Below are 24,782 nucleotides of genomic sequence, written 5' to 3'. Positions count from 1 at the left end.
TCGATGCGGCTGTCCGTTCTCCTGATCGGCTTTCTTCTCGCCTCTCCGCTCTTAGCGGCGGAGCGCGCAGTCGTGCCGGGTGCGGGCAGTCTTGCCGCAGCCATCGCCGGGGCTCAACCCGGCGATGTGCTGGTGTTGACCGACGGGGCCTATGACGGCCCCGTCACCATCGACCGACCACTGACCATCACCGGTCCGCGCGGAGCGGTGGTGAATGGGCTTAAGCAGGGTAGCGTGGTGACGATTGCCGCGTCGGACGTCACCTTGACGGGGTTCACCGTCACCGGTTCGGGTCGCATCAACCAGGATCTCGACGCCGGGGTCAAAATCGTTCAAGGCGCCGATCGCGCCCGTGTCGAAAAGCTGCTCGTCACCGACAACATGCACGGCATCGACGTCCATGGCGGCCGCGACACGATTGTCTCCGGAAACGAGATCACCGGCACGCGCAGCGCCCGCATGAACGAGCGCGGTAACGGCATCTATGTCTGGAACAGCCCGGGTACGCTGCTTCAAGACAATATTATCCGCTACGGTCGCGACGGCATCTTTTCGAACGCCAGCGCCGACAGCATCTATCGCCGCAACATCATGCGCGACCTGCGCTTTGCCGTGCACTTCATGTACACCCGCAACACCGAGGTTTCCGACAACATCTCGATCGGAAACCATCTGGGCTTTGCGATCATGTTCTCCAACCGCGCGAAGATCCTGAACAATCTCAGCCTTGGCGACCGCGAGCATGGGCTGATGCTGAACTATGCCAACAATGCCGACGTGTCAGGCAATCTGGTGCGCGGGGGCACGAAGAAATGCCTGTTCATCTACAACGCCCACAAGAACCTGGTCTGGGGAAATCGCTTCGAGAGCTGCGGCATTGGCATACATTTCACCGCCGGTTCGGAAAAGAATGTGCTGACAGGCAACGCCTTCATCGCCAACCGCGAGCAGGTCAAATATGTCGGCACCCGCAATATGGAATGGAGCCATGAAGGCCGGGGCAATTTCTGGTCCGATCATCCGGCCTTCGACCTCAACGGCGACGGCATTGCCGACAGTTTCTACCGCCCCAACGACCTGATGGACCAGATCCTCTGGTCGCAGCCCGCGGCAAGCCTGCTCACCGGCTCGCCGGCCGTGCAGATCGTTCGCTGGAGCCAGCGGGATTTTCCCGCCACGCTGCCTGGAGGCGTGCGCGACAGCGCGCCGCTGATGCGCCCCCTGACCATCCCTGTCCCGCTCGAAATCCTTGCCTATGAGGCCGAGGCCGCAGGGCGCTGGACTGAAGGAAATTACGATGACACCGACGTTGACAATCTCCAGGCTCACTAAGCGCTTCCAATCGGTGGAAGCGCTCAAGTCCGTTTCCCTTGCGCTGGAGCCGGGACGGCGCGCGGCACTGCTCGGCCATAACGGTGCCGGCAAGTCGACGATGATGAAGATCGTGCTTGGCCTCATCCCCTTCGACAGCGGCGAGGTTTCGGTTTGCGGCTCGGCGCCCGGTTCGCCCGCCGCGCGGACCCAGGTGGCGTATCTGCCGGAAAATGTCGCCTTTCACCCGGCTTTGACGGGAGAAGAACAGCTTCGCCACTATCTCGCACTGCGTGGCGAAAACCCGAAGCAGGCCACGGAGCTTCTTGCGAGGGTCGGACTTGGCCACGCGGCGCGGCGTCGGATCGGTACCTATTCCAAGGGCATGCGCCAGCGGGTGGGTCTGGCCCAGACGCTGATCGGCCGCCCCCGTCTCCTGGTGCTGGACGAACCGACCTCGGGCCTCGACCCGGTGTCGCGACGGGACTTCTATGACCTGCTCGACGGGTTGGCCGCAGAAGGAACCGCCATCCTGCTCTCCTCCCACGTATTGACCGAGGTGGAGGCCCGCACCGACAGCATCCTCATCCTTTCCGGTGGGGAACTGGTGGCAGAAGGTACGCTTGCCGATCTTCGCACCCGCGCGGCACTTCCGGTCGCCTTTTCCGTTCGCCCCGCACCTGGTCATGCGTCGGCGCTGGCAGCGACCTTTCCCGAGGGTGTGGAAGGGGAGGACGGTCTCTTGCGCCTTCGCGGTTCGCAGTCGGAAAAACTGCCGCTCCTTGCCCGCATTGCGGCGCTTGGGAGCGCCATTGCCGATCTCGATGTCATCCCGCCCAGCCTCGAGGACATCTACAGCCACTTCAGCCGGAGGGACGGGCAATGAACCGCATCCTTGCCACCGCCGTCAGCGAATTCCGTATCGCTTTGCGCAATCGTTGGGTCTCTATCGCCACCGGCATGATGGTGCTGTTCGCCCTGGTGCTGGCCGCCGCCGGCTCTGCCCCGACGGGCGATGTCGGCGTCGACCGGCTCTCCGTAACGGTCGCCTCGCTCACTTCGCTTGCGGTCTATCTGGTTCCGCTTTTGGCATTGCTGATGAGTTTCGATGCGGTGGCTGGCGAGGTGGAACGCGGCACGCTGCCACTGCTTCTCACCTATCCCGTCTCGCGCCTGCAGATTCTGCTCGGCAAACTTCTGGCGCATCTCGCAATCCTCGGTCTTGCCGTGACGCTTGGCTACGGCGCGGCGGCGCTCGCAGCCGTCTGGTTCGATCCTGGAGCAACCGCGGGGCTTGGCGCCCTATGGCGGCTGATCTGGTCCTCGGTGCTGCTGGGTGCGACCTTTCTTGGCACCGGCTATGCGCTTTCGGCTTTGGCGCGACGGCCGTCGGGGGCGGCGGGCTTGGCCATCGCGCTCTGGCTGGTGGCGGTGGTGCTCTACGACCTCGCCCTGTTGGCGTTGATCGTGACGGATGGAGGTGGTGCCTTCACTACACACGCATTGCCCGTTGCGCTGCTTGCCAACCCTGCCGACGCCTTTCGCGTCTTTAACCTCTCGGCCGCACAGGCCGTTTCTGCCGCAGGCGGACTGGGTGGCGCCGCCGGCACGATCCCGCTCTGGCAATCGGCAACCTCCCTTCTCGCCTGGCCACTCGCCGCCATAGCCCTTGCCGCCGCAGCCTTCCGAAAGGTGACCCCATGAGGACCCGACTTCGCTTCGTGCTCTTCGCGGCCGCTCTGGCGCTGCTTTCCGCCTGCAAGGAGGACGTCGCCCAAAGCATCGTGCCGCAGGACATGACGCCCGAGACCCTCGGTCATTACTGCCAGATGAACCTTCTGGAGCACCCCGGCCCGAAGGCCCAGATCTTTCTGGAAGGAAGCCCGGCGCCGCTCTTCTTCAGTCAGGTGCGCGATGCGATCGCCTATGCGCGTGGGCCGGAGCAAATTGCGCCGATCCTCGTCATCTATGTCAATGACATGGGGGCTGCGGGGGCAACGTGGGACCAGCCCGGTGACGGCAACTGGATCGCCGCCGACAAGGCGTTCTACGTGGTCGGCTCTGCCCGGCGAGGCGGCATGGGTGCGCCCGAAGCCGTGCCGTTTTCAAGCCGCGACGAGGCTGCGGCCTTCGTTCTTGCCGAGGGCGGCCAGGTGCTTGCGCTCGCCGATATTACCGATGCCATGGTTTTGACGCCGGTGGAGACCGGCTCGGAACCGCGAGCGGACGACGAAGACTATCTCGGCCGTCTGCGCGCATTGCCCCATCCAGCCGGAGGTTGACCCCATGCTGCTGACCCGACGCCGCTTGATTGCAATTTCTGCAGTTCTCGCAACGGCGCCCGCCATCGCCCACGCCAGCGCGGCAACCCGCTTCTGGACAGGTCAGGCTCTTGGCGCTCGTGCCTCGATCCGGATTGCGCATCCCGAGGCCGAGACGATCGTCTCCAGGGTCATGGCGGAGATCGACCGTCTGGAAAACATCCTTAGCCTCTACCGTGCCAACAGCGCGCTTTGCCGGCTGAACCGCGACGGTCATCTTCAAGACCCGCCATTCGAGCTTTTGGAATGTCTGTCGCTGGCCAACGCAGTCCACCTGGCATGCGGCGGGCGCTTCGATCCGACGGTACAGCCGCTCTGGACGCTCTGGGCTCAATCGGCTGCAAACGGCACGCGACCCGGCCCGGCGGACGTTGATCGCGTGCGTGGCAACGTCGGCTGGGGCAAGGTCAAGCTCGATGCAGCAGCGATCACGTTGCATCCGGGCATGGCGCTGACGTTGAACGGCATCGGCCAGGGGTATGTCGCCGACCGCGTAGCAGCAATGCTTGAAGCTGAGGGACTGACGGACATTCTGATCGATACCGGCGAGTTCCGTGCGCTCGGGGGACGACCGGGCGGCGGCGGATGGCCCGTCCGACTGGAATCAGGCCAGCGCCTGCCGCTGCGCCAGCGAGCGGTCGCCACCTCCGCCCCTCTCGGCACGACCTTCGATCAAGCAGCCAGAGACGGACATATTCTCGACCCCCTGACCGGAATGCCCGCGCCAGCAAACTGGCGCTCTGTCTCGGTGTCGGCACCGTCCGCTGCCATCGCCGACGCGCTGGCGACGGCTGCATGCCTGATGCCTGATGCCGGATCGATCGTTGCGATGAACGCGCGTTTTGACGGCGTCCGCCTGGAAGCTGTCTCCGTTTAAGGTGGGCGACCAAGGAACGTCATCGGGGCTTGAGAAGGGTCGGATCCGTCTCGGCCCCGATCGGCGAAAGGTAGGCGGCTGCGACCGCAGCGACGATCGCCTGTGACGGTGTTGGTGTTCTTCCTGAGCGCGCCGAACGGGCAGTCCTTGCGGACTACCTCGCCTCCACTGGTCCTGTTCCGCGCCCATCGAGAAGCCAGGCGATGTTGACCTGCAGGATGCCGGCCATCATGTCGAGGCGGTTGGCCCTCGGTTCTGCGCGGTCATTTTCCCAGCTGATCCAGGTCTCTTCGGTAACACCCGCGATTGCGGATATCTCTTCGATCGAAAGCTTGATGGCATCGCGGGCAAGCGAAATGCGGCCACCGATCGTGTCGTCGGTGGCGTCGGCCGTGGCGCGGGGTGCAAGCATGTCGTTCATGATGTCGATGATCCTTCTGTCGGGAGGTACGCCCGCAACGAGATCGCGGGCGTCGGTTGTGGACGCGAGTGGCAGAGCTTAGCCACCGTCCTTGGCGAGCCAGGCTTTGATCTGGTCGGGGTGATCCGCGATGTACTGGTCGACAGCCTTTTCGTAGGAGGTCTGCTGGGCGTTAAACATCGCGGCTTCAAGATCGGCGATCGGCAGCTTCATGCGAGATAGCAGGCCTGAGACTTCCGGATTGTCCTTTTCGATGTCCTTGCGTGCCAGCACGTCCACACGTTCGGCCCTGCCGAGCGCGTTCTTCGGATCCGCTACATAGCGAAGCTCGTACTTGCCGAACATCCAATGCGGGCTCCAGGCCGTGGCGACAAACCAATCCTTCTTGCGCATCGCCCGGTCAATGGTCGTCAGCATGCCGGCCTCGCTGGAGATCTGCAGCTTGTATCCGTCGAGCGCGTAGTTCTTGACTGCCTGCTCGGACAGACGCGTAAGGCCCGCGCCGGGATCGATGCCCTCGATCCTGCCCTTGAGCTTCTCCTTCACATCGTCCTTCTTGAGGTCGTCGATCGAGGCGATGGCGTCTTCGGGAATGTATTTCGGCACCACCCAGCCGAGCCTGGCGCCGTCGTAAACGGTCCCGAGGGTCGTTACCTTGTCCTTCACCTTGGCGAAGTAGTCGGCGTGGGTTTCCGGCAGCCAAGCCATCATCATGGCATCGAGGTCGCCGCGGCTGACACCCTGGTAAAGCGGAGCGATGTCCGTTTGGACCAGTTCGACCTCCTGGCCGAGCTCGTCCTTGATCAGTTTTGCGGCGAGCTTGGTGACGAACTCGGCGTCCGACCAGGCGGCCCAGCCGATCCTGACGGGTGGCTTTTCCTCTGCGGCAGCCGCGCCAAACGTACCGGCGGCAATGCTGGCCGCAAGGCTGATGGTCGCAAGGGTCTTGAACATGGATGTTCCTTTCTTGAACGTTTGCAAGCGGCAGCGCGAACGCTGCCAGATGGATGGGAAAGTCCGCAGCGTCAGGCAGTGACGGGAGAGGTCCGGGGTTGTTCCTGTCGCCGGCGGAACAGGACGCGCCACGGGCTGGCGCGCTCCTTGCCGAAGCTCTGGGTGATCCGGTCGAGAATGACGGCGAGAATGACGACGGCGAGACCGCCTTCGAAACCGGTTCCGACGTCGAGACGCTGGATGCCGGTCAGGACCGTGTTGCCGATGCCGCCCGCACCGATCATCGAGGCGATCACCACCATGGAGAGAGAAAGCATGATCGTCTGGTTGATGCCGGCCATGATCGAAGGCATGGCGTTCGGCAGTTGCACCTTCACGAGCAGCTGCCAGGCGGTGCAGCCGAAGGCGTTGCCGGCCTCGATGAACTCGACATGCACCTGACGGATGCCGAGATTGGTGAGCCGCACGACCGGCGGCATCGAGAAGATCACCGTTGCGATCGTCCCGGGCACGGCGCCAAGGCCGAAGAACATCGCCGCCGGGATGAGGTAGACGAAGGCCGGCATGGTTTGCATGAGGTCCAGCATGGGCCGCACGGATGCCGCGACGCGATCGCTGCGCGCCATGGCGATGCCAAGCGGCAGGCCGATGAGCATGGCAACGAGCGTCGATGCGATGACGAGCGACAGGGTTTCCATCATCGCGGACCAAAGGCCCATGTGTTCGACCAGCATCAGTGAAAGGGCGGTAAAGACCGCAAAGCCGAAGCCGACGCGCCATAGCGACAAAAGCACGAAGATCGCGAGCCCGAGGGCCAAGGGGGCGGCGAGAAGTGCCGCCTGGATGCTGTTGGTCACGGTGCCGATGGCGGCAGCGATCAGATCGAGCAGCGGTGCGAAATTGTCGAGGATGTAGTTGACGGCGCTGTCGACGCCGTCACCGATATCGAAAGTCATGAATTGTCTCCGAAGGACTGGATCAGGCGGTGCGATCGAGCGTTTCGAGTAGCGCGGATTTGCTGATCGAGCCGAGGTAGCGGTTGGCTTCGTCGATGACAGGCATTGGGAACGCGCTTGCAGCCACCTTCCCAAGCACGTTGGACAAGCTTTCCGACGCCGGGATCGGCTCGATATCCGGCAGGAAGGCGCGCCGATAGGGGTCGGCGGCGCCGTCGCGGGCGGTTGCGATCAACGAAGACCGGCTGATCATGCCGTGATAGGTCTTGTCGCGGCCGAGAATGATGGCGACCTCGCGATCGTAGTGTTCCATGCGCTCAAGTGCAGCTGCGGCCGAAACACCCTGTCGCTCGATGATCGTTACCTGCGTCTTGCGGGCGACGTCGCCGGCGCGGAAGACCTGAGAGACATCGACATTGCGGAAGAACGACCGCACATAGTCGTTGGCGGGCTTCAATACGATTTCGTCCGGGGTGCCCACCTGCACGACCTCACCATTTTGCATGATGCAGATGCGGTCGCCGATCCGCATGGCTTCGTCGAGATCATGGCTGACGAAGACGATGGTCCGACTGTGTTCGGCCTGAAGGCGGACAAGTTCGTCCTGCATCTCGGTGCGGATCAGCGGGTCAAGAGCAGAGAAGGCTTCGTCCATGAGGAGCACGGAGGGCTCGGCGGCGAGCGCTCGCGCAAGGCCGACGCGCTGCTTCATGCCACCGGAGAGCTGGTCGGGGCGGCTGTCGTCGTATCCTTCCAGCCCGACAGCGTGCAGAGCCGTCCGGGCGCGGGCCTTGCGCTCGGCCTCGCCGACGCCAGCGACCTCGAGGCCGAAGGCCGCGTTGTCGATAACGCTGCGGTTCGGCAGCAGCGCGAAGGACTGAAAGACCATGCTTATGTCGCGGCGGCGCAAGGCGATCAGTTCGCTGCGCGGCAAGCGTGCTACGTCTTTGCCATCGATCTCGATGGAACCGGAGGTCGGTTCGATCAGGCGGTTGAGGAGGCGCAGCATCGTCGACTTGCCGGAACCCGAAAGCCCCATGATCACGAAGATCTCGCCGGCCCGAATGTCGAAGGTCGCGTTGTTGACGCCGATGGTGCAACCCGTCTCGGCGTGGATCTGCGCCTTCGTGCTGCCGGCTTTAAGAAGGCTCAGCGCCTCGTCCGGCCGCTCGCCAAAAACCTTGAAAACGTTCTTGATACTGATCTTGACCGGTTGCTCGTCGGCCGAGCGGTCGCTCTCAGTTTGAAATGCCATATGTTCTGGGCCCGGCTCCGGAAGCGGGGCACTCTCCTTTGTGTTTGAAAGGCTGATGAAACGATCACCGAAACGGAGAAGCGCACGACCAGAAAGGCCTGCGCAAATACGACATCATGTCGCAATCCGATTGTCTTTTGGCACACTCGTGCAGAAATGTCCACATTGTGAGAATAGAAAACTAAGTCATGGCGGTATTTGTCGCAGAAAATGGAATGCTTTCGCGCATTCTGAATGCGGTTATTCGGTGGCGGATGTGCAGGCGCCCGAAGACGAAAACGCGTTCGCCGGAGAAGCGAACGCGTGCGGCAGGGCCGGTCGTTATTTCTTCAGCTTGCCGTAATCGAATTTTGGTGCCTTGGAGAGGTCATCCTTGTTGGTGTCGACATAGGCCTTCCAAGTGCCGTTGTCGTTGGCAAGTGCAATTGACGCCGGGTCGATGACGACATAGCTCTCGCCCACGCCGAGGAAACCGCCGACGCTTGCGACGATGCCGATGACGGACTTGCCGTCGCCGATGACGACGTCGGAAATCTCGCCGATCGTCTCGTTCTGCTTGTTGTAGATATCGACGCCGATGAGCTGTGAATTGACGATATCGGTGTCTTTGATTTCCACATATTTCAGCGGCATCGTTGCGGTGGTGCCCATCGTGATGCCAGGGCCGACCAGCATCGCATCTGCGCCGTTTGCTGCGGGTTCTTGCGCGAAGGCAGCGCTGGAAACGAGGGCAAGGGAAAGCGCGGCGGCGGTCACATAATTCATGCATATCTCCTGTTCAGTCTCGCCACCGACCGGGGCGGTCGTGGCGGCTTCTAAACGGAGCCTGCTCAAAAAAGTTCCACGGAATCATTGGTATAAGCAATCTTGCGAAGTCTTTGATCTTTTCGCCTTCGTCCCCTATGCCTGCACAATCTCTACCGGAGACCCGCGACCGGGCGGTCGATCGCAGCTATCCCGCCTGTGGCGCGCTGGCACCGGCTGTTCGCACAGGCGCGAGGACCCCGCGGTAGCAACCAATAATTTTCACTTGAAGCAATTTCACCCAGGGTTACTTGTAAACGATTGCTGGATGCGAAACCGCTCTTTGCGAACTGTTACCCGCTCGCCAGTTCCTCGACGCTGAGCGCGATCGTTCCGGTCACAGTCTGGAGAGGCTGCAGGCGGACGAGGCCGCCGTCGCGTTGATCGCGGTGCGCGTTCGGCCGATGGCTCATCGGCTCGAAGCAAAAGAAGCTGCTTGTCGCCGACGGCGAGTAGAGAACGAAGAACCGAAAATGCCCATCGGCCTCGAGCGAAGCGGCAAGCCCCGTTTCCGGCCATTCGATGCGGGCTCGTCCATCCCAGCCGTCGAAGGCATTGTTCAGCCAGTTCGGGGGCAAGGGGGAACCGGATGCAAAGTTCATGTTCTGAGGGATGGGGCCGGGGCGGTCTGGCAGATGACCTTCCCGTTCGCTCCAATATCGGTCGGCACGGGCGATGAGGCGCGTTTCAGGCGTGCGCGGAAAGAATGGATGGAAGCCCAGTCCGTATGGCAGGGCCTGGTCGGCGCGGTTGGTGATGGAGAGCGAGAGGATCAGGCGCGGTCCGTCGATGGCGATCGTCTCTATCGCTTCATAGGCAAAGGGTGTGGCAACGCTTGCCTCCTGGTCCAAGCGAAGGGTGAGCGATTGCCGGTCGCGCTGCAGGATCGACCAGCGTCCAAGCCAGCCGTCTCCGTGCAAAACGAGCGGATCGATCGTGTTTGCTTCCAGCCTGTAGTCGCAACCGTCGAATTGGAAGCCATTGGCCTCAATGCGGCTGCCAAAGGGCACCAGCGGAAAGCAGGCCTCGGCGCCGAACACTTGCGAGGCAAGCCCCGGTGCCGACGTCGGCGCCAGTAAATGAATACCGCGCCAGCGGGCCGACAGGATCGCGCCGCCAAGCGGGCTCACCTCGACAGTGAGCCCTTCTTCGTTTTCGAGGAGGACGATGTCTTCCGTCATGCCCTAACTGCGACGACCGGCGGCGGCCGAGCGCAGATTGTCGAGCAGCACCGCGAGCAGAAGGATCAGACCGCGCACGACATACTGGTAGAAGGCCTGGATGTTGAGCAGGTTCATGACGTTTTCGGCAATGCCCATGATGAGAACACCGACGATCACGCCGGTCATCGCCGCCCGGCCGCCGGCAAGCGAGACGCCGCCGAGCACACAGGCAGAAATGACCGAGAGTTCGAGACCGGTTGCCGCATTCGGCTGGCCTGACGTGATGCGCGAGGCGAGCAGCACGCCGGCAACAGCGCAGACGAGGCCCTGCAGTGCGAAGATCCATATGCGCATGTTGGAGACATTGACGCCGGCGAGGCGTGAGGCTTCCGGGTTGCCGCCGATCGCGAGCGTGTTCTTGCCGAAGACAGTGCGGTTCAGCACGAAACCGAAGACGAGGAAGAAGCAACCCATCACCCAGATTGGCGTAGGGATGCCCAGGAACTTCGACAGTGCCAACTGATAGAAGCTCGGGTCGTTGATGCCGACGGCGCGACCGTCAGACGCAATCAGCGCGAAACCGCGCACGATCTGCATGGTGGCAAGCGTCGTGATCAGCGCGTTGATGCGGAAATGCGCAATCACCACGCCGTTGACGAGGCCGACGAAGCCGCCGCACAGGAGTGCCGCAATCAGGCCGACGAGGATCGAGCCGGAGGCATTCGATGCCATGACGGCGGCCATGCCCGAGAAGGCGACGGTGGAGCCGACCGAGAGGTCGAAGTCACGCGAGGCCAGGCAGAACATCATCGTGCAGGCGACGATGCCGATGGTGACGACCGACTGCAGCAGGCCGAGCATGTTGCGCTCAGTCAGAAAGTTCGGAACCGTCAGCGCCACGATGGCGAAGGCGACGGCGAAGATGACGACCAGACCCTGTTCGCCGAGAAGAAGTTTTTTCAAGGAAGTCATGACGGCTGAACCTGCTCGGTTGGAACATCGGGAAGGGCGGCGGCGAGGATGCGTCTTTCGTCGAAATCGGTGCGCGCGAAATCGGCGGCGATCCGGCCCTGGCACATGACGAGGATACGGTCGGTAATGCCCATCACCTCGGGCAATTCGCTGGAGATGACGACGATCGCCATGCCCTGACCGGCGAGTTCGTAGAGGATTTCATAGATCTCCGACTTGGCGCCGACATCGATGCCGCGCGTCGGCTCATCGATGATCAGCACCTTCACGCCCTGTTCGGAGAGCCAGCGGCCAAGGATGACCTTCTGCTGGTTGCCGCCGGAGAGATTGATGATGTCCTGCTTGCGGGACGGCGTGCGCACCCGAAGTTTGGCGATGAAGCGGTCCGCCAGTTCCGCTTCCTTCTTACGGTTCAGGATGCCGAAGGGCGAAAAGTGCCGGCGCGACGAAATCGCCATGTTTTCTTCGATGCTGCGCCCCTGAACGATGCCGTCGAACTTACGGTCCTCTGGGCACAGGACCATGCCGGCGCGGATCGATTGTGGCGGGTTGTCGGCCGGCACGATCGCGCCGTCGATCGTCACGGTTCCCTGGTGGCGTCTGTCTGCGCCATAGACCAGCCGGGTCATCTCGCTGCGGCCAGCGCCGATCAGGCCGAAAAAGCCAAGGATCTCGCCGCGCCGGACCGAGAAGCTCAAGGGTGTCTTCAGCTTCGGACCGCAGATCGCGTCGACGCGCAGACGTTCCGCGCCGAGATCGCGGCCCCGCCAGCCCCAGATGTTGGAGATCTCGCGTCCGACCATCTCGGCGATGATCTGGTCGCGCGTGACCTTGGAAATGTCAGGATGATGGGCGGCAAGCTTGCCGTCGCGCAGCACAGTCAGGCTGTCGCAAAGCCGGAAGATCTCGTCGAGCCGGTGGGAGACATAGAGGATCACGGTGCCATTCGAGCGCAAGCGTTCGATCAGGGCAAAGAGGATTTCGCTTTCGCGGGACGACAGCGACGAGGTCGGCTCGTCGAGCGCGATGACGCGCGCATCAAGCATGACGGCCTTGGCGATCTCGACCATCTGGCGCTCGCCGATCGAGAGCGAGGCGATCTTGGCGGACGGATCGACGTCAATGCCGATTTCCGCAAGCTTCTCGCCGACGACGCGAAGCAACTGGCGTCGATCGATGACCCCGCCCTTGCCGGGGAAGTGGCCGAGCCAGAGGTTTTCGGCGACCGTCAGTTCCGGAACGAGCTGCAGTTCCTGGTGGATGACGATAACACCGGCGCGAAACGCATCGCGCACGGAGCGATAGCCTTGTGCTTCGCCTTCAATACGGATCTCTCCGTTATCGGCAGACTGGTCGCCCGAGAGCAGGCGGATAAGCGTCGACTTGCCCGCGCCGTTCTCGCCCATGAGGCCATGGACGGCGCCCTTGCGCACAGAAAACGAGACGTCCGACAGCGCCTGGACGCCGGGATAGCCCTTGGAGATCGATTGGAATTCGAGGAAGTCTTGCATATGCGGCTCCGATACGGAACGCCAGGCAGCCGAGCCGCCGGGCCGATAGAGCGGGATGAGGAAAGTGTGCGCGGTTTTCCGCCCGCATCCCGCTCTAAACTACCAGAATCGATCACGTTGATTGTTCGGGGCGGTCCGACCCAAACAATCGTGATCTCGTGTCGCAAGCAGCGATTACTCGATGCCGAGATCCTTGCGTACGGCCTCGTAGTTGTCGCGCAGCGCAAGCTGGCCGGCGGTCAGGGTCAGCTTTTCCGGTTCCTTGCCGTTGGCGATCCACTCATACATGTTGAGTGCGGTCTCGTAGCCGTGGCGCTTCGGCGAGATGATGACGGTGCCGAAGAAGCCGGTCGCTGCAGGCTTCTTGAACTCGTTGATCGCCGAGTCCGCGCCGCCAATGCCGACGCCGATCATGCTGTCGGGAGCAATGCCGACCGTCTCGGTTGCGCGCACGGCGCCGAGTACCGCTTCGTCATTGAGGCCGATCGCAACCCACTTCTTGATGCCGGCGTTCTTATTGAGCACGATCGTCGAGGCGTTAAGTGCTGCCTCCGTATCGGTCTTGGCCTGCGGCGCGTCGAAGATGTTGGCTTCCGGGAAGCCGTTGGCCTTGAGAACTGAAAGTGCGCCCTCAACGCGGTCGACCGCCGTCGGGAGCTGGTCGTAGGAAACGCGGATCGCGCCGACGTCCTTCATGTCCCAGCCACGCTTCTTGATTTCGTCGACCAGGGCTTGACCAACAGCTTCGCCGATTTTCGTCGCCGAAATGCCCATGTGGGGCACGTCTTCGATCGGGCTGCCGTCGGCGTTGACCAAACGGTCGTCGACCGTCATCAGCTTGAGGTCGTTGGCGGCCGCTTTCGCGACGATGCCGGGGCCGAGCTTGACGTCAGGGGTGCAGACGATGAAGCCCTGCGCGCCCTGGGCGCCGAGATTGTCGATTGCCGACTGAACCTTCTCGCCGTCTTCCGCACCGATCTTGACCAGCGTGAAGCCCTTTTCCTTAGCGGCGACGTCGGCGAACTTCCATTCGTCCTGGAACCACGGCTCTTCCGGCTGCTTGACGATGAAGCCGATTTTGACGTCGGCAGCGAACGCCGAGGTTGCCGCAAACACGGCGACGGTACCAGCCACAATGGCTGCCTTGATAAAGCGCATGATGTCTCTCCCTGGTGAACTGCCTCCTGCAGTGAGCATTTGTGTATGATGAATCATCATATTCGTCAATTGCCTTTGTATGATGAATGAGATAGTGATGTATAACGATAATGTGCTTCGCTGCGTTGTCGCCTCCAAGCGTCTGCGCTATGGAGCGACAGGGAGACGGGAGCGGGAGGAAAATGGCGGTGGAAGAGCAGGACTACAGCAACGGCGCGCATGAGCGCGGCCAGCGTCGCCCTCGCGTTCAAAAGAATGTGACGCGCGCCATCGCCTCGGACATCTGCGCCGACGTCTTTCCGGTCGGCTCCTTCCTGCCGCGCGAAAACGACCTTTGCGAACGTTATGGCGTCAGCCGGACCGTCATTCGCGAAACCTTGAAGGTGCTGGAATCGAAGGGCATGGTCCGCGGCCGTTCCCGGGTGGGCACGATCGTCTGCAACAAGGACGAGTGGAACATCCTCGATTCCCAGGTGCTCGAATGGATCGGCGAGCGCATCTTTGAATTCGATCTTTTGAACTGCGTTCTGGAGGCGCGCCGCGCGATCGAGCCGGCGGCCGCTGAGTTTGCGGCCGAACGCGCGACCGTCCAGGAAATTGCCGACCTCGAACGCGCCTGGCAGGCGATGCGTGACGGCGAGCGCGATGTCGTCGGCTTCACCGATGCCGACGTCGCCTTTCATACCTGCCTGCTCAAGGCCAGCCATAACCAGGTCTTCCTGCAACTCGTCGGCATCATCCAGGCGGCGCTGAAGTTCTCGCTGTATGCCTCCAATGAAGTTGCCGAACGTCGTGACGAAGCAATCGATATCCATGGCGAACTGGTCGAGGCACTGCGTCTGCGCGACAAGGCGAGGGCGCGCGACTGTTCCACGCGCATGCTGGATCTTGCCGCCCGCGACCTCAAGCTTGCCGTAGAACGTCACCGGCCCGCCCCGTCGGCGCGCTGAAACCCCTTCCCGGCGGCCGACGTCGTCGCCTTGTTTGACCCAGCGGATATCGCACCATGAAGATCACCAAGCTCACCACCTACATCGTTCCGCCGCGCTGGCTGTTTCTGAAGATCGAGACCGACGAGGGCATTGTCGGCTGGGGTGAGCCGGTTGTCGAAGGCCGCGCCCTGACCGTGGAAGCCGCCGTCAACGAGCTTGCGGACTATCTGATCGGCAAGGATCCGCTGCTGATTGAGGACCACTGGCAGGTGATGTATCGCGGCGGCTTCTACCGCGGCGGTGCGGTCCACATGTCGGCGATTGCTGGCATCGACCAGGCGCTCTGGGACATCAAGGGCAAGGCCTATGACCAACCGGTGCATGCGCTGCTTGGCGGCCAGGTGCGGGACCGCATCAAGGTCTATTCCTGGATCGGCGGTGACCGTCCGTCCGATGTCGCCAAAAATGCCCGCGACGTCGTCGCCCGCGGCTTCAAGGCCATCAAGCTCAATGGCTGCGAGGAGATGCAGATCGTCGACACCTGGGAGAAGGTGGAAAAGGCGGTCGAAACCATTGCGACGATCCGCGAGGCGATCGGCCCGCATATCGGCATCGGCGTCGATTTCCACGGTCGCGTGCACCGGCCGATGGCGAAGGTCCTGGCGAAGGAACTTCAGCCCTTCAACCTGATGTTTATCGAAGAACCGGTGCTTTCGGAAAACCGCGAGGCGCTGAAGGAAATTGCCAACCATTGCTCGACGCCGATCGCGCTCGGTGAGCGGCTCTATTCGCGTTGGGACTTCAAGTCGGTGCTGGCCGACGGCTATGTCGATATCCTGCAGCCGGACCTGTCGCATGCCGGCGGCATCACCGAATGCCGCAAGATTGCTGCGATGGCGGAGGCCTACGACGTGGCGCTGGCACCGCATTGCCCGCTGGGACCGATTGCGCTTGCCGCCTGCCTTCAGGTCGATGCCGTCAGCTACAACGCCTTCATCCAGGAACAGAGCCTCGGCATCCACTACAACGAGGCCAACGACATTCTCGACTACATCTCCAACAAGGAGGTGTTCCACTACGCGGACGGCTTCGTGTCTATCCCGCAAGGCCCTGGCCTCGGCATCGAGGTGGATGAGCAATATGTCATCGAGCGCGCAAAGGAAGGCCATCGCTGGCGCAACCCGATCTGGCGCCACGCCGATGGCAGCGTAGCCGAGTGGTAGGGAGCGCGGATATGGCGGGTCGTCTTGAGGGAAAACGCGTCGTTGTCACCGGCGCAGCGCAAGGCATCGGCCTTGCGATCGCTGAAGCCTTCCTTGGCGAGGGGGCGGGCCTCTTCCTCATCGACCGTGATGGCGACCTCTTGGCGAGCGAAGCCGAGCGCCTGCGTATGTCGGGCGGGAAGGTCGGCTACGCCACGGCCGATATCACCGATGCCGATGCCATCGAGCAGGTCGTCGTTACCGCCGCCCGTGAGATCGGTCAGCCGAATGCGCTCGTCAACAATGCCGGCGTCAACGTCTTCTTCGAGCCGTTGAAGCTCTCGGATGCCGATTGGCAGCGCTGCTTCGACATCAATCTCAAGGGTGCGTGGAATTGCAGCAAGGCTGTGCTGCCGGGCATGATCGAGGCGGGCGGCGGCGTCATCCTCAATATTGCCTCGACCCACGCCTTCACCATCATCCCGCACACCTTCCCCTATCCGGTCGCCAAACATGCGCTTCTCGGCATGACCAAGGCGCTGGGGCTCGAATATGCCGGGCAGGGCGTGCGCGTGAATGCGCTGGCGCCGGGTTATGTCCGCACGCAGAAGGCCGTGGAATACTGGAACAGTTTCCCCGATCCGGTCGCCGCCGAGGCCGATACCATGAAGCTCCATCCCGGCGGCCGCATCGCAACACCGGAGGAAATCGCCAAGGCTGCACTCTTCATGATCTCGGACGAATGCCCGTTCATGAACGCCACCTGCCTGACGGTCGATGGCGGTATGAGCGTGCTGCACCATCCCTGAAGGGCTACTTCGACAGCTTTCCTCCACTTTTTTCGACCTTCGGCCTCACCAGCCGGAGGTTTTTCTTTGCCTTCACGTCAGGCCGGTCATCGCTTGACCTGCAATAACTCCGATTATATGAGAAATGAAAAGAGCGCGAGCGCTCGAGGTAATCGGGGAGGACACATGTCCAGGAAATTAAGATCGCAGCATTGGTTTGGCGGACTGGACAAGGACGCCTTCATTCATCGCAGCTGGATGAAGAACAACGGGTTGCCCGACGACGTCTTCGACGGGCGGCCGGTGATCGGCATCTGCAACACTTTCTCGGAGCTGACGCCCTGCAATGCGCATTTCCGCGGGCTGGTCGAACACATCAAGGCAGGCGTGCTCGAGGCCGGTGGCCTGCCGCTGGAGTTCCCGGTGTTTTCCTGCGGCGAGTCCAATCTGCGGCCGACTGCCATGCTCTTCCGCAACCTTGCCTCGATGGACGTAGAGGAGGCGATCCGCGGCAACCCTATCGACGGCGTCGTGCTCATGGCGGGCTGCGACAAGACCACGCCGTCGCTGGTGATGGGGGCCGCCTCCTGCGATCTTCCTTCGATTGTCATCTCCGGCGGGCCGATGTTGAACGGCCGCTTCAAGGGTCGCACGATCGGCTCAGGCACCGATGTCTGGAAGTTTTCCGAAGACGTGCGTGCCGGTGTCATGTCGCAACAGGATTTCATGGCGGCCGAAAGCGCCATGTCGCGCTCGCCAGGCCATTGCATGACGATGGGCACCGCCTCGACCATGGCGTCCATGGTTGAAGCGCTCGGGCTTGCGCTGCCCGGCAATGCCGCCTGTCCGGCGGTTGATGCGGGCCGCGCCCGGCTGGCGCGGCTGACCGGGCGGCGGATCGTCGAAATGGTTGCCGAGGACCTGCGCCTGTCGAAGATCCTGACCCGTGACGCCTTCGCCAATGCCATCCGCGTCAACGGTGCGATCGGCGGCTCCACCAACGCCGTTGTGCATCTCCTGGCAATCGCCGGGCGGATTGGCACGAAGCTCTCTCTCGACGACTGGGACCGGCTCGGCCGCGATATTCCGACCATCCTCAACCTCATGCCTTCGGGGCGCTATCTGATGGAGGATTTCCACTATGCCGGCGGGCTGCCCGCCGTCATGAAGGAGATTGCCGCGCTTCTGGAACTCAGTGCCCTGACGGTGACCGGCCAAAGCGTCGGCGCCAACATCGAGTCTGTCGAGAACTACAACGACGACGTCATCCTGCCGCTCGATCGGGCCCTGACGTCGAGTGGCGGCATCGCCGTGCTGCGCGGCAACCTTGCGCCTGACGGCGCGATCATCAAGCCTTCCGCGGCGACCCCGGCGCTGATGCAGCACCGCGGCCGCGCTGTCGTGTTCGAAACCATCGACCACTACAAGGCGCGGATCGATGACCCGGATCTTAACATCGACGAGACCTCGATCATGGTGCTGAAGAACTGCGGCCCGAAGGGCTATCCGGGCATGGCCGAGGTCGGCAACATGGCTCTCCCGCAGAAGCTCCTGGAAAAGGGCGTGCGCGACATGGTGAGGATCTCGGATGCCCGCATGTCGGGGACGGCCTTTGGCACCGTCGTCCTGCACACGGCACCCGAAGCTGCGGTTGGCGGCCCGCTGGCCCTGGTAAGGGATGGCGACTGGATTGAGCTCGACGTTGCCGGCCGCCGCCTCCACCTCGACGTGAGCGACGAGGAACTGGCGCGCCGAAAAACCGCCTGGACCGCGCCACCCCCGGAAATGGTCGGTGGCTATCAGGGCCTCTATGTCGAGCGCGTGATGCAGGCCGACACCGGCGCGGATCTCGATTTTCTTGTCGGCGGCCGCGGCCACGCAGTTCCGCGCGAAAGCCATTGAGGAGGCGACGGTGGACGACTTCCGCATCGAAAGCCTTCATGGCATCCACGCCATCCTCTACGCGCTTTTCGACAAGGACGAAAAGCTCGATCGCGCCGCCATGCGCCGCCAGACGGAGATCTGCCTGGCAAGCGGCGTGCACGGCATGGCAGGGCTTGGCCTTGCGACCGAGGCCTCCAAGCTCGACGAGGCCGAGCGCATGGCAATCATGGAGTGGCTGGTCGAGGATACGGCCGGGCAGGTACCGGTCGCCCTGACGATCTTTGGCGCGTCGGTCGAGGAACAGGTGCGCCAGGCGCGCCATGCGGCACGGGCCGGCGCCGACTGGCTGATCCTCCAGCCGCCGATGGTCGGCCAGTTCTCGGCCGCCGAGTACATCCGCTTCTTCGGCCGTGTCGCCGATCAGACCGAGCTGCCGCTTGCCATTCAGAACGCCCCGGCCCTGATGGGACGAGGGCTGACGGCCGCCGATATCCGCGAGCTGGTGCGCCAACACCCCAACATTCGGCTGGTGAAGGGCGAGGGGCCTGTCGTCGACATCGCCCATCTCATCGAGGTTACCGAGGGCCGGCTGCCGGTATTTAACGGTCGTGCGGGCCTTGAGCTGCTCGAGAACCTGCGCATCGGTTGCCACGGCCTGATCCTTGCGCCAGATTCGATCGACTATGCCGTGCGCGCCTACGAGTTCTTTTCAGACGGTTGGGACGAGCACGCGCAAGAGGCTTATCGGCAGATGCTGCCCGGCGTGGTCTTCACCATGCAGGGCATCGAGACGCTGCTTTGTTACGGGAAGCGCCTTTTCGGCGAACGGGCGGGCATAACCATCCACGACCGTGCGCCGGCCATGCGACCGACCGCGATTGGCATCGAGATGACCCGCCGCTACGCGGCCGCGATGGGTGGCTTTTCCTGATCGGGGCGACCGGCTATGAACGGGGCGGAGATGCAATGGAGAGAGTGGGCATGAAGGCAATCGCTCGGGAGGATCGCGGCCTGCCTGCTCGCATCGCAGGCGATATTGGCCGCCGCATCACGCTCGGCGAGCTGAAGGTTGGCGATACCCTGCCGAAGGAAGCCGACATGCTGGCGACGCTCGGCGTCAGCCGCACGACGTTGCGCGAAGCGCTGAAGATCCTGTCGACCAAGGGCTTCATTGAGGCAAAGCCCCGGCTCGGGACACGCGTGCGGGCGGCCGAACACTGGAACACCCTCGATCCCGTCGTGCTTTCGTGGCAAAGTGACGCGGAGGATCAGGCAACGCTTGCCGAAGAACTGTTCGAGCTCCGCCTGTCGATCGAACCGCTTGCTGCACGCCTTGCCGCCAGACGCGGATCTGCGGCCGAGCATGCAGAGATTCGGGCCGCTTTCGCACGAATGGCGGAAGGCGACGCTCGTGTCGAAGACGCGATCGAGGCTGATATCGCCTTTCACCTCAACATCTTTCAATCCGCCCACAACCGCTTCCTCTTGCCGGTTGCTTCCGTCATTCGGGCAGCGCTCTCCATCAGCATCCCGAAGACGATGGCGGCTACAGGCGGTTTCGGCCAATCCCTGGCCCAGCATGAGGCGATCCTCGTCGCAATCGAAGAACGCGACGAGGACAAGGCATTCGAACGCGCTGCAGCGTTGATCGCGTCGACCTACAAGCGCAATTTCGCCTCCTAACCAGTTGCTCCGGCGATACCGCCCGCAAGTTCGAGATCGTCACCGCGGCTCACGGGGAGACCTGATCCAGGAAAATCAGGCGCAGAGGTTCTTCAAGGAGGGTATCGATTTCGGTCGCGAAGGCTTGAAAATGGGGTGTCGCGAAGTGCGCGTCGAGCGCAAGCTGGTCGGCGAAAGCTTCGCGCATGTAGAAGGTACCGGGCTCATCCCGCAGCTCGAACAAGACATAGTCGAGGTTGCCGGGTTCTGCCCGCGTTGGAGCGATGAGACCAAGCAGGCCTTGCCGGAGGGCCTCGCGTTGGTGCGGTTTGGCCTTCAAAATCGCGATGGAGATTACCTTTTCTGTGGTCATGACGGTTCCTTTCGTCGGGCGCTGGTGCGAACGATCTCGGGGTGGTTCTGCGGGTTGGTGCGGTGTGAACGGGTTTGAAATGCCGTGGGCCGATCGAGGTACATACTCATCTAGGAGCCCGGATCGACCAAGAGTGACGATAGTGCCGTGCAGCCCGGTCCGATAATCCGTCACGGACAGAAATGTTATTTCGGAGTTGGCGAATAATCTGTGCTCGCGTTGCCGGATCGCCGGCCTCGGTTCCGGCGGCAGGCCGCTGCGTAGAGCAAATCTCCTAGAACTCGACCGCCGACGTGCCCCTCGTTTTCTATGATCGGATGGCGTCGAGGATGGTCTGTATCAGTCGGCCTGACGGTGCGTTGCGTGGCCTGAGCAAACCGATCTCACGGCTCGGCGCGTTCGGCAGCGGTAGCCGGGCGACGCGCAGGTTGTCGAAGAGCGGCGAGCGCCAGTCGGGCATCAGCGACACGCCAAGTCCAGCCTCAACCATCATCGATATGGCTTCAAGTGAATCAAGCTCCAGCCACTCTCGAGGGAGAATTCGCTGGGTTTGAAGGTAGGTATCGGCCAGTCGGCCACCCCAGTTGCTTCTGTCGTATCGAATGAACGGTTGCTCGCGAAGCAGGCGATCGACGGGGGTCTCTGAAAGGTCCGGGGGGGCCAGGAGTACGAACCGTTCCGACCGGATGAGGTCCCAGTTGAGCGTCTTTGGAATGGGGAAGGGCGGTTTGACAAGGATTGCCGCGTCGATCTTCTCTTCAGCGACACTGTTATAGAGTTCGGCCGACGTGCCCGGCAGCAGGAAGATGTCGACGCCCGGCGTCCTGTCGAAAACCCTCCGCAAGGCGTTCGGAAGCAGGCCGGTCAGAACCGTCGAGATGGCGCCCAGACGGAGTTCTCCGAATGCCTGGTCGTCGCGCGCCAAGCCTTTCAGCTGCCTGACTTCGGCAAGAACGCGCCGGCTCTTTTCCAGGATTGCGACGCCCGCTTCGGTTGGCTTCACCCGCCGGCCTGATCGCGCAAGAAGAGGCAGTCCGATCTCGTCTTCCAACGCCTGGATCCGTTGCGCGACCGCCGCTGGCGTGACGCCCATGCGGCGTGACGCCTCGGCGAGCGAGCCATGCTGGACCACCGCCAGAAAGGTTTCGAGAAAGCGCGTTTCCATCCTTAGTTTTACTATCGTCTGAAGGGATAAAAAGGAAGGTTTTTCTTCCGTTTCCGCCTTGGCATAGTGCCGTCAAACAACAGGAGGAAGAGTTGGATCTTCAGTTGAACAGCAAGACGGCGCTCGTATTCGGCGCCGGTGGTGGGCTTGGCGGCGCGATCGCCAGGTCGCTCGCGGCCGAAGGCGTTTCCGTCGTTGTCGCCGACATCCACGAGGAAAGCGCCACGGCGACGGCAGAGGCAATCAGCGGCGCAGGCGGCAAGGCCATTCCGCTCGTTTGGGACATCGGCGACCTTTCCCTGATCGGTCAGAAGCTCGATGCCATAAAAGCTGCGTTCGGACCGGTCGACATCCTTGTCAACAACACCGGGGGGCCGCCGCCAACGCCCGCCGCCGGACAGTCGCCCGACGATTGGTCGAAATATTTCGACCTCATGGTTCGCTCGGTGATCGCGGTCACCGATGCGGTGCTTCCGGGTATGCGCGAGCGCAAATGGGGACGCATCATTACCTCGACGTCCTCCGGCGTCGTCGCGCCGATTGCAAATCTCGGGATATCGAACAGCCTGCGCCTGGCCTTGGTCGGCTGGTCGAAGACCCTGGCGCGTGAGGTTGGTCGCGACGGTATCACCGCAAACATCGTACTGCCGGGGCGTATTGCCACCGGGCGGATCGTCTTTCTGGACGAACAGAAGGCCAAGCGCGAGAACCGCCCCGTCGCCGATGTCACGGCTGAAAGCACCGGGTCGATCCCGGTCGGCCGCTACGGCGATCCGAAGGAATATGGCGACACCGTCAGCTTCCTTGCGAGCCCCCGCGCATCCTATATCACCGGCTCAGTCATCCGTGTCGATGGCGGGCTGATCAACAGCATCTGATGTGTGAGGTTTCTAATGACACTTGAGCCTCACGTCGTTGAAACTCTGAAGAGCGTCTCCACCGCGACGCTCACTACGGTTCTCCTCAAAAAAGGGCTTCGCAACATCTGGCTGCGCGGCACGAAACCACTGAAGCCCGGCCAGGGACGGGTTGTCGGCAAGGCCTTTACGCTGCGCTTCATTCCTGCCCGGGAAGACCTCGCCACGCCTGCGAGCTGGGCGTCGCCAATCTCCACGCGGGCGGCGATCGAAGCGATGCCAGAGGGCTGCATCGCCGTCGCCGATGCAGTGGGCGTCAGTGATGCCGGCATCTTCGGCGACATCCTGTGTGCCCGCATGGCGAAACGCAAAGTTGCCGGCCTCGTTACCGACGGCGTGATGCGGGACGCCGAGGGGGTGCTGGCGAGCGGCATGAAGGTGTGGTGCAATGGTGTTGCGGCACCGCCTTCAGTCGCAGGCTTGACCTTCGTTGGATGGCAGGAGCCAATCAATTGCGGCGGCGTCGCCGTTCTGCCTGATGATATTGTCGTCGTCGACGACGACGGCGCAGTCCTGATCCCGGCCGCGCTTCTCGAAGAGGTGCTCGCTGAGGCACCCGAGCAGGAGCGTATGGAAGCCTGGATCATCACTGAAGTGGATCGGGGCGTGCCGCTTCCCGGTCTTTACCCGATGAACGCTGAAACGAAGGCCCGGTACGAGGCGTGGAAGGAAAGCCAGAAATGACGTTCAGCACGCAATCCAAGGGCGTCTACGCCATCGCGACGACACCGTTCTTCGAGGACGGCTCGATCGATTTCAATTCGATCGACAAGTTGACAGACTTTTATGAGGAGAGCGGTTGCACCGGCGTCACGATCCTTGGGATCATGGGCGAGGCCCCGAAGCTCGAACCGGAGGAAAGCAGAGCCATCGTCAAGCGGGTGGTCTCCCGGTCGAAGATTCCTGTCATCGTCGGGGTATCCGCTCCAGGTTTTGCCAGCATGCGCTCGCTGGCGCGTGACTCGATGGAGATGGGTGCCGCCGGCGTCATGATCGCTCCGCCACCTGCGCTGCGCACGGATGATCAGATCGTCAACTATTTCGCAGGTGCGGTGGAAGCGGTCGGCCAAGATGTGCCGTGGGTTTTGCAGGACTATCCGCTGACCCTCACGGTTGTCATGGCGCCTGGCGTCATCGCGAAGATCATCACCAACCATTCGTCCTGCCTGATGCTGAAGCACGAGGACTGGCCCGGTCTTGAGAAAATATCAAAGTTGCGCGCCATGCAGAAGGCGGGCGAACTTCGCGAATTTTCCATCCTGTGCGGCAATGGCGGCCTCTTCCTCGACTTTGAGCCGGAGCGCGGTGCCGATGGTGCCATGACCGGCTACGGTTTTCCGGACATGCTTACCGAACTGATGGAGCTTTCTGCGGCCGGGAAAAGGGATGAAGCGCACGATCTATTCGACTCGCACCTGCCGTTGATCCGTTACGAGCAGCAGCTCGGGATTGGCCTTGCCATTCGCAAGCACGTTCTGAAGCGTCGCGGCGTTATCGCCACCGACGCGCAACGCAAGCCAGCCCAGATGCTGACCCCGACAGCGCGGGCGGAAGTGGACTATCTGCTTGCCCGTCTCGCGAGATACGACAGGCGAGCTGCTTTCTAGGCCGCTTCTTCTCCCCGGGGCTCCCGTCCGTCTCTGATCTGAAGCGGCGGACGGGTTTTTAAAGGTCGTTCCCGTTCTGCGACTTGTCATTGCGGTCTGTGCTCGCGCTCGCGCGCCTGATACTCTGACCTTGCCGATTGTCGATACACCTGTTGCAGAACGAGGTTTGACGATGCAGGGCCAGGAAACTTTCCTTGAAAGAACGTTGCGTATCGGTGTGATCGTTGTGGTCGCGATCCTGCTTGCGGCGATCCAGTACGTGGTGTCTTCGCGAGGCCTCTATCCCGTTCTCTGAGAGAAAATCGCGACCTCCTGAGCTGGCGGCTTCGGCAATTATCCTTGCGGACCTGATCTGTATATCGAAACAGCCCCGCCGCCCAACACCGAGATGGATTGGACGCCGGGGCTTGCCTCACATTTAAGCGAGCGTGTAGGCCGTCTTGACGGTGGTGTAGAACTCGGCGGCGTAGCGCCCCTGCTCGCGCGAGCCGTGGGACGAGCCCTTGCGGCCGCCGAAGGGCACGTGGAAATCGACGCCCGCCGTCGGCA

General features: G+C 62.4%; 27 protein-coding genes. 15 read left to right on the top strand and 12 right to left on the bottom strand.

Annotation, left to right across the window (positions count from 1 at the left end):
- The first annotated feature begins 3 nt into the window (after positions 1-3).
- From IB279_RS36130 to IB279_RS36110, 5 genes are read left to right on the top strand one after another with little or no spacing between them, the layout of a single operon-like run.
- On the top strand, positions 4-1,332 hold the full coding sequence (locus IB279_RS36130) for a nitrous oxide reductase family maturation protein NosD (RefSeq protein WP_060530201.1): 1,329 nt from the start codon (positions 4-6) through the stop codon (positions 1,330-1,332).
- Positions 1,298-2,197 carry an ABC transporter ATP-binding protein gene (locus tag IB279_RS36125; protein WP_029742713.1) on the top strand — a complete coding sequence of 300 codons (900 nt, stop codon included), beginning with the start codon at positions 1,298-1,300 and terminating at the stop codon, positions 2,195-2,197. The genes IB279_RS36130 and IB279_RS36125 overlap by 35 nt, the downstream gene beginning before the upstream one ends.
- Positions 2,194-3,015: an ABC transporter permease gene (locus tag IB279_RS36120; protein WP_192341207.1), complete on the top strand. Its 822-nt coding sequence runs from the start codon at positions 2,194-2,196 to the stop codon at positions 3,013-3,015. The genes IB279_RS36125 and IB279_RS36120 overlap by 4 nt, the downstream gene beginning before the upstream one ends.
- The gene (locus IB279_RS36115; RefSeq protein ID WP_034799000.1) at positions 3,012-3,593 is read left to right on the top strand and encodes a nitrous oxide reductase accessory protein NosL; all 582 of its coding nucleotides are present in this window, start codon (positions 3,012-3,014) and stop codon (positions 3,591-3,593) included. The genes IB279_RS36120 and IB279_RS36115 overlap by 4 nt, the downstream gene beginning before the upstream one ends.
- 4 nt (positions 3,594-3,597) lie before the next feature.
- The gene (locus IB279_RS36110; RefSeq protein WP_192341205.1) at positions 3,598-4,509 is read left to right on the top strand and encodes an FAD:protein FMN transferase; all 912 of its coding nucleotides are present in this window, start codon (positions 3,598-3,600) and stop codon (positions 4,507-4,509) included.
- Between the two features lie 154 nt (positions 4,510-4,663).
- Here IB279_RS36110 and IB279_RS36105 read toward each other — a convergent pair whose 3' ends face one another.
- From IB279_RS36105 to IB279_RS36065, 9 genes are all read right to left on the bottom strand, one after another.
- A complete protein-coding gene (locus IB279_RS36105) occupies positions 4,664-4,930 on the bottom strand; it encodes a helix-turn-helix domain-containing protein (protein WP_226020894.1) in 267 nt (88 codons plus the stop codon).
- 78 nt (positions 4,931-5,008) lie between these two features.
- Entirely contained in the window at positions 5,009-5,884 is an 876-nt protein-coding gene (locus IB279_RS36100) for a glycine betaine ABC transporter substrate-binding protein (RefSeq protein WP_192341203.1), read from the bottom strand.
- Between the two features lie 71 nt (positions 5,885-5,955).
- Positions 5,956-6,840 carry a proline/glycine betaine ABC transporter permease gene (locus IB279_RS36095; RefSeq protein ID WP_029742707.1) on the bottom strand — a complete coding sequence of 295 codons (885 nt, stop codon included), beginning with the start codon at positions 6,838-6,840 and terminating at the stop codon, positions 5,956-5,958.
- 22 nt (positions 6,841-6,862) lie between these two features.
- Positions 6,863-8,095, bottom strand: coding sequence for a glycine betaine/L-proline ABC transporter ATP-binding protein ProV (gene proV / locus IB279_RS36090; protein WP_060520864.1), 1,233 nt, complete (start codon positions 8,093-8,095; stop codon positions 6,863-6,865).
- Positions 8,096-8,416: 321 nt separating this feature from the next.
- Positions 8,417-8,860: a PRC-barrel domain-containing protein gene (locus IB279_RS36085; protein ID WP_210333416.1), complete on the bottom strand. Its 444-nt coding sequence runs from the start codon at positions 8,858-8,860 to the stop codon at positions 8,417-8,419.
- Positions 8,861-9,192: 332 nt separating this feature from the next.
- Entirely contained in the window at positions 9,193-10,080 is an 888-nt protein-coding gene (locus IB279_RS36080; RefSeq protein ID WP_192341201.1) for an aldose 1-epimerase, read from the bottom strand.
- Between the two features lie 3 nt (positions 10,081-10,083).
- Positions 10,084-11,034: an L-arabinose ABC transporter permease AraH gene (araH, locus tag IB279_RS36075; protein ID WP_029742703.1), complete on the bottom strand. Its 951-nt coding sequence runs from the start codon at positions 11,032-11,034 to the stop codon at positions 10,084-10,086.
- Positions 11,031-12,545 carry an L-arabinose ABC transporter ATP-binding protein AraG gene (araG, locus tag IB279_RS36070; protein WP_134887096.1) on the bottom strand — a complete coding sequence of 505 codons (1,515 nt, stop codon included), beginning with the start codon at positions 12,543-12,545 and terminating at the stop codon, positions 11,031-11,033. The genes araH and araG overlap by 4 nt, the downstream gene beginning before the upstream one ends.
- A gap of 174 nt (positions 12,546-12,719) precedes the next feature.
- Positions 12,720-13,703 carry an arabinose ABC transporter substrate-binding protein gene (locus IB279_RS36065; protein ID WP_192341199.1) on the bottom strand — a complete coding sequence of 328 codons (984 nt, stop codon included), beginning with the start codon at positions 13,701-13,703 and terminating at the stop codon, positions 12,720-12,722.
- A 182-nt stretch (positions 13,704-13,885) separates the two neighbouring features.
- Here IB279_RS36065 and IB279_RS36060 point away from each other — a divergent pair, with 182 nt between their 5' ends.
- The 6 genes from IB279_RS36060 (at position 13,886) to IB279_RS36035 (ending at position 20,192) form a co-directional block, all read left to right on the top strand.
- Positions 13,886-14,653, top strand: coding sequence for a FadR/GntR family transcriptional regulator (locus IB279_RS36060; protein ID WP_192341197.1), 768 nt, complete (start codon positions 13,886-13,888; stop codon positions 14,651-14,653).
- Between the two features lie 56 nt (positions 14,654-14,709).
- Positions 14,710-15,858 (top strand): galactonate dehydratase, encoded by a 1,149-nt coding sequence (gene dgoD / locus IB279_RS36055; protein WP_029742699.1) that lies wholly within the window; start codon positions 14,710-14,712, stop codon positions 15,856-15,858.
- An 11-nt stretch (positions 15,859-15,869) separates the two neighbouring features.
- Positions 15,870-16,646 carry an SDR family oxidoreductase gene (locus IB279_RS36050; RefSeq protein WP_034798991.1) on the top strand — a complete coding sequence of 259 codons (777 nt, stop codon included), beginning with the start codon at positions 15,870-15,872 and terminating at the stop codon, positions 16,644-16,646.
- 165 nt (positions 16,647-16,811) lie between these two features.
- A complete protein-coding gene (gene araD, locus IB279_RS36045) occupies positions 16,812-18,527 on the top strand; it encodes an L-arabinonate dehydratase (protein ID WP_127890508.1) in 1,716 nt (571 codons plus the stop codon).
- A 10-nt stretch (positions 18,528-18,537) separates the two neighbouring features.
- Positions 18,538-19,440: a dihydrodipicolinate synthase family protein gene (locus IB279_RS36040; protein WP_127890509.1), complete on the top strand. Its 903-nt coding sequence runs from the start codon at positions 18,538-18,540 to the stop codon at positions 19,438-19,440.
- 50 nt (positions 19,441-19,490) lie between these two features.
- The gene (locus IB279_RS36035; protein ID WP_060520871.1) at positions 19,491-20,192 is read left to right on the top strand and encodes a FadR/GntR family transcriptional regulator; all 702 of its coding nucleotides are present in this window, start codon (positions 19,491-19,493) and stop codon (positions 20,190-20,192) included.
- A 49-nt stretch (positions 20,193-20,241) separates the two neighbouring features.
- Here the strand turns inward: IB279_RS36035 and IB279_RS36030 are convergent, their stop codons facing one another.
- Both IB279_RS36030 and IB279_RS36025 read right to left on the bottom strand, forming a co-directional pair.
- On the bottom strand, positions 20,242-20,544 hold the full coding sequence (locus tag IB279_RS36030) for a putative quinol monooxygenase (protein ID WP_060520872.1): 303 nt from the start codon (positions 20,542-20,544) through the stop codon (positions 20,242-20,244).
- A 307-nt stretch (positions 20,545-20,851) separates the two neighbouring features.
- A complete protein-coding gene (locus tag IB279_RS36025) occupies positions 20,852-21,709 on the bottom strand; it encodes a LysR family transcriptional regulator (RefSeq protein ID WP_136181219.1) in 858 nt (285 codons plus the stop codon).
- A gap of 92 nt (positions 21,710-21,801) precedes the next feature.
- Here IB279_RS36025 and IB279_RS36020 point away from each other — a divergent pair, with 92 nt between their 5' ends.
- The 4 genes from IB279_RS36020 to IB279_RS37780 all read left to right on the top strand — a co-directional run bounded on the left by IB279_RS36020 (position 21,802) and on the right by IB279_RS37780 (position 24,528).
- Positions 21,802-22,587 (top strand): SDR family oxidoreductase, encoded by a 786-nt coding sequence (locus IB279_RS36020; protein ID WP_112977101.1) that lies wholly within the window; start codon positions 21,802-21,804, stop codon positions 22,585-22,587.
- A 15-nt stretch (positions 22,588-22,602) separates the two neighbouring features.
- Positions 22,603-23,310, top strand: a complete 708-nt coding sequence (locus tag IB279_RS36015; RefSeq protein ID WP_192341194.1) for a ribonuclease activity regulator RraA — start codon at positions 22,603-22,605, stop codon at positions 23,308-23,310.
- Entirely contained in the window at positions 23,307-24,233 is a 927-nt protein-coding gene (locus IB279_RS36010; protein ID WP_192341193.1) for a dihydrodipicolinate synthase family protein, read from the top strand. Before IB279_RS36015 ends, IB279_RS36010 begins: the two co-directional genes overlap by 4 nt.
- 172 nt (positions 24,234-24,405) lie before the next feature.
- A complete protein-coding gene (locus IB279_RS37780; protein ID WP_255381371.1) occupies positions 24,406-24,528 on the top strand; it encodes a hypothetical protein in 123 nt (40 codons plus the stop codon).
- 123 nt (positions 24,529-24,651) lie between these two features.
- Here the strand turns inward: IB279_RS37780 and IB279_RS36005 are convergent.
- The coding region (locus tag IB279_RS36005) for an aldehyde dehydrogenase family protein (RefSeq protein WP_192341192.1) at positions 24,652-24,782 on the bottom strand (131 nt) is incomplete at its 5' end.

Origin of the sequence: Ensifer sp. ENS06 (assembly GCF_014852205.1) — a bacterium.
GTDB lineage: Bacteria > Pseudomonadota > Alphaproteobacteria > Rhizobiales > Rhizobiaceae > Ensifer > Ensifer adhaerens.
This window is presented reverse-complemented; position numbering and strand designations above follow the sequence as displayed.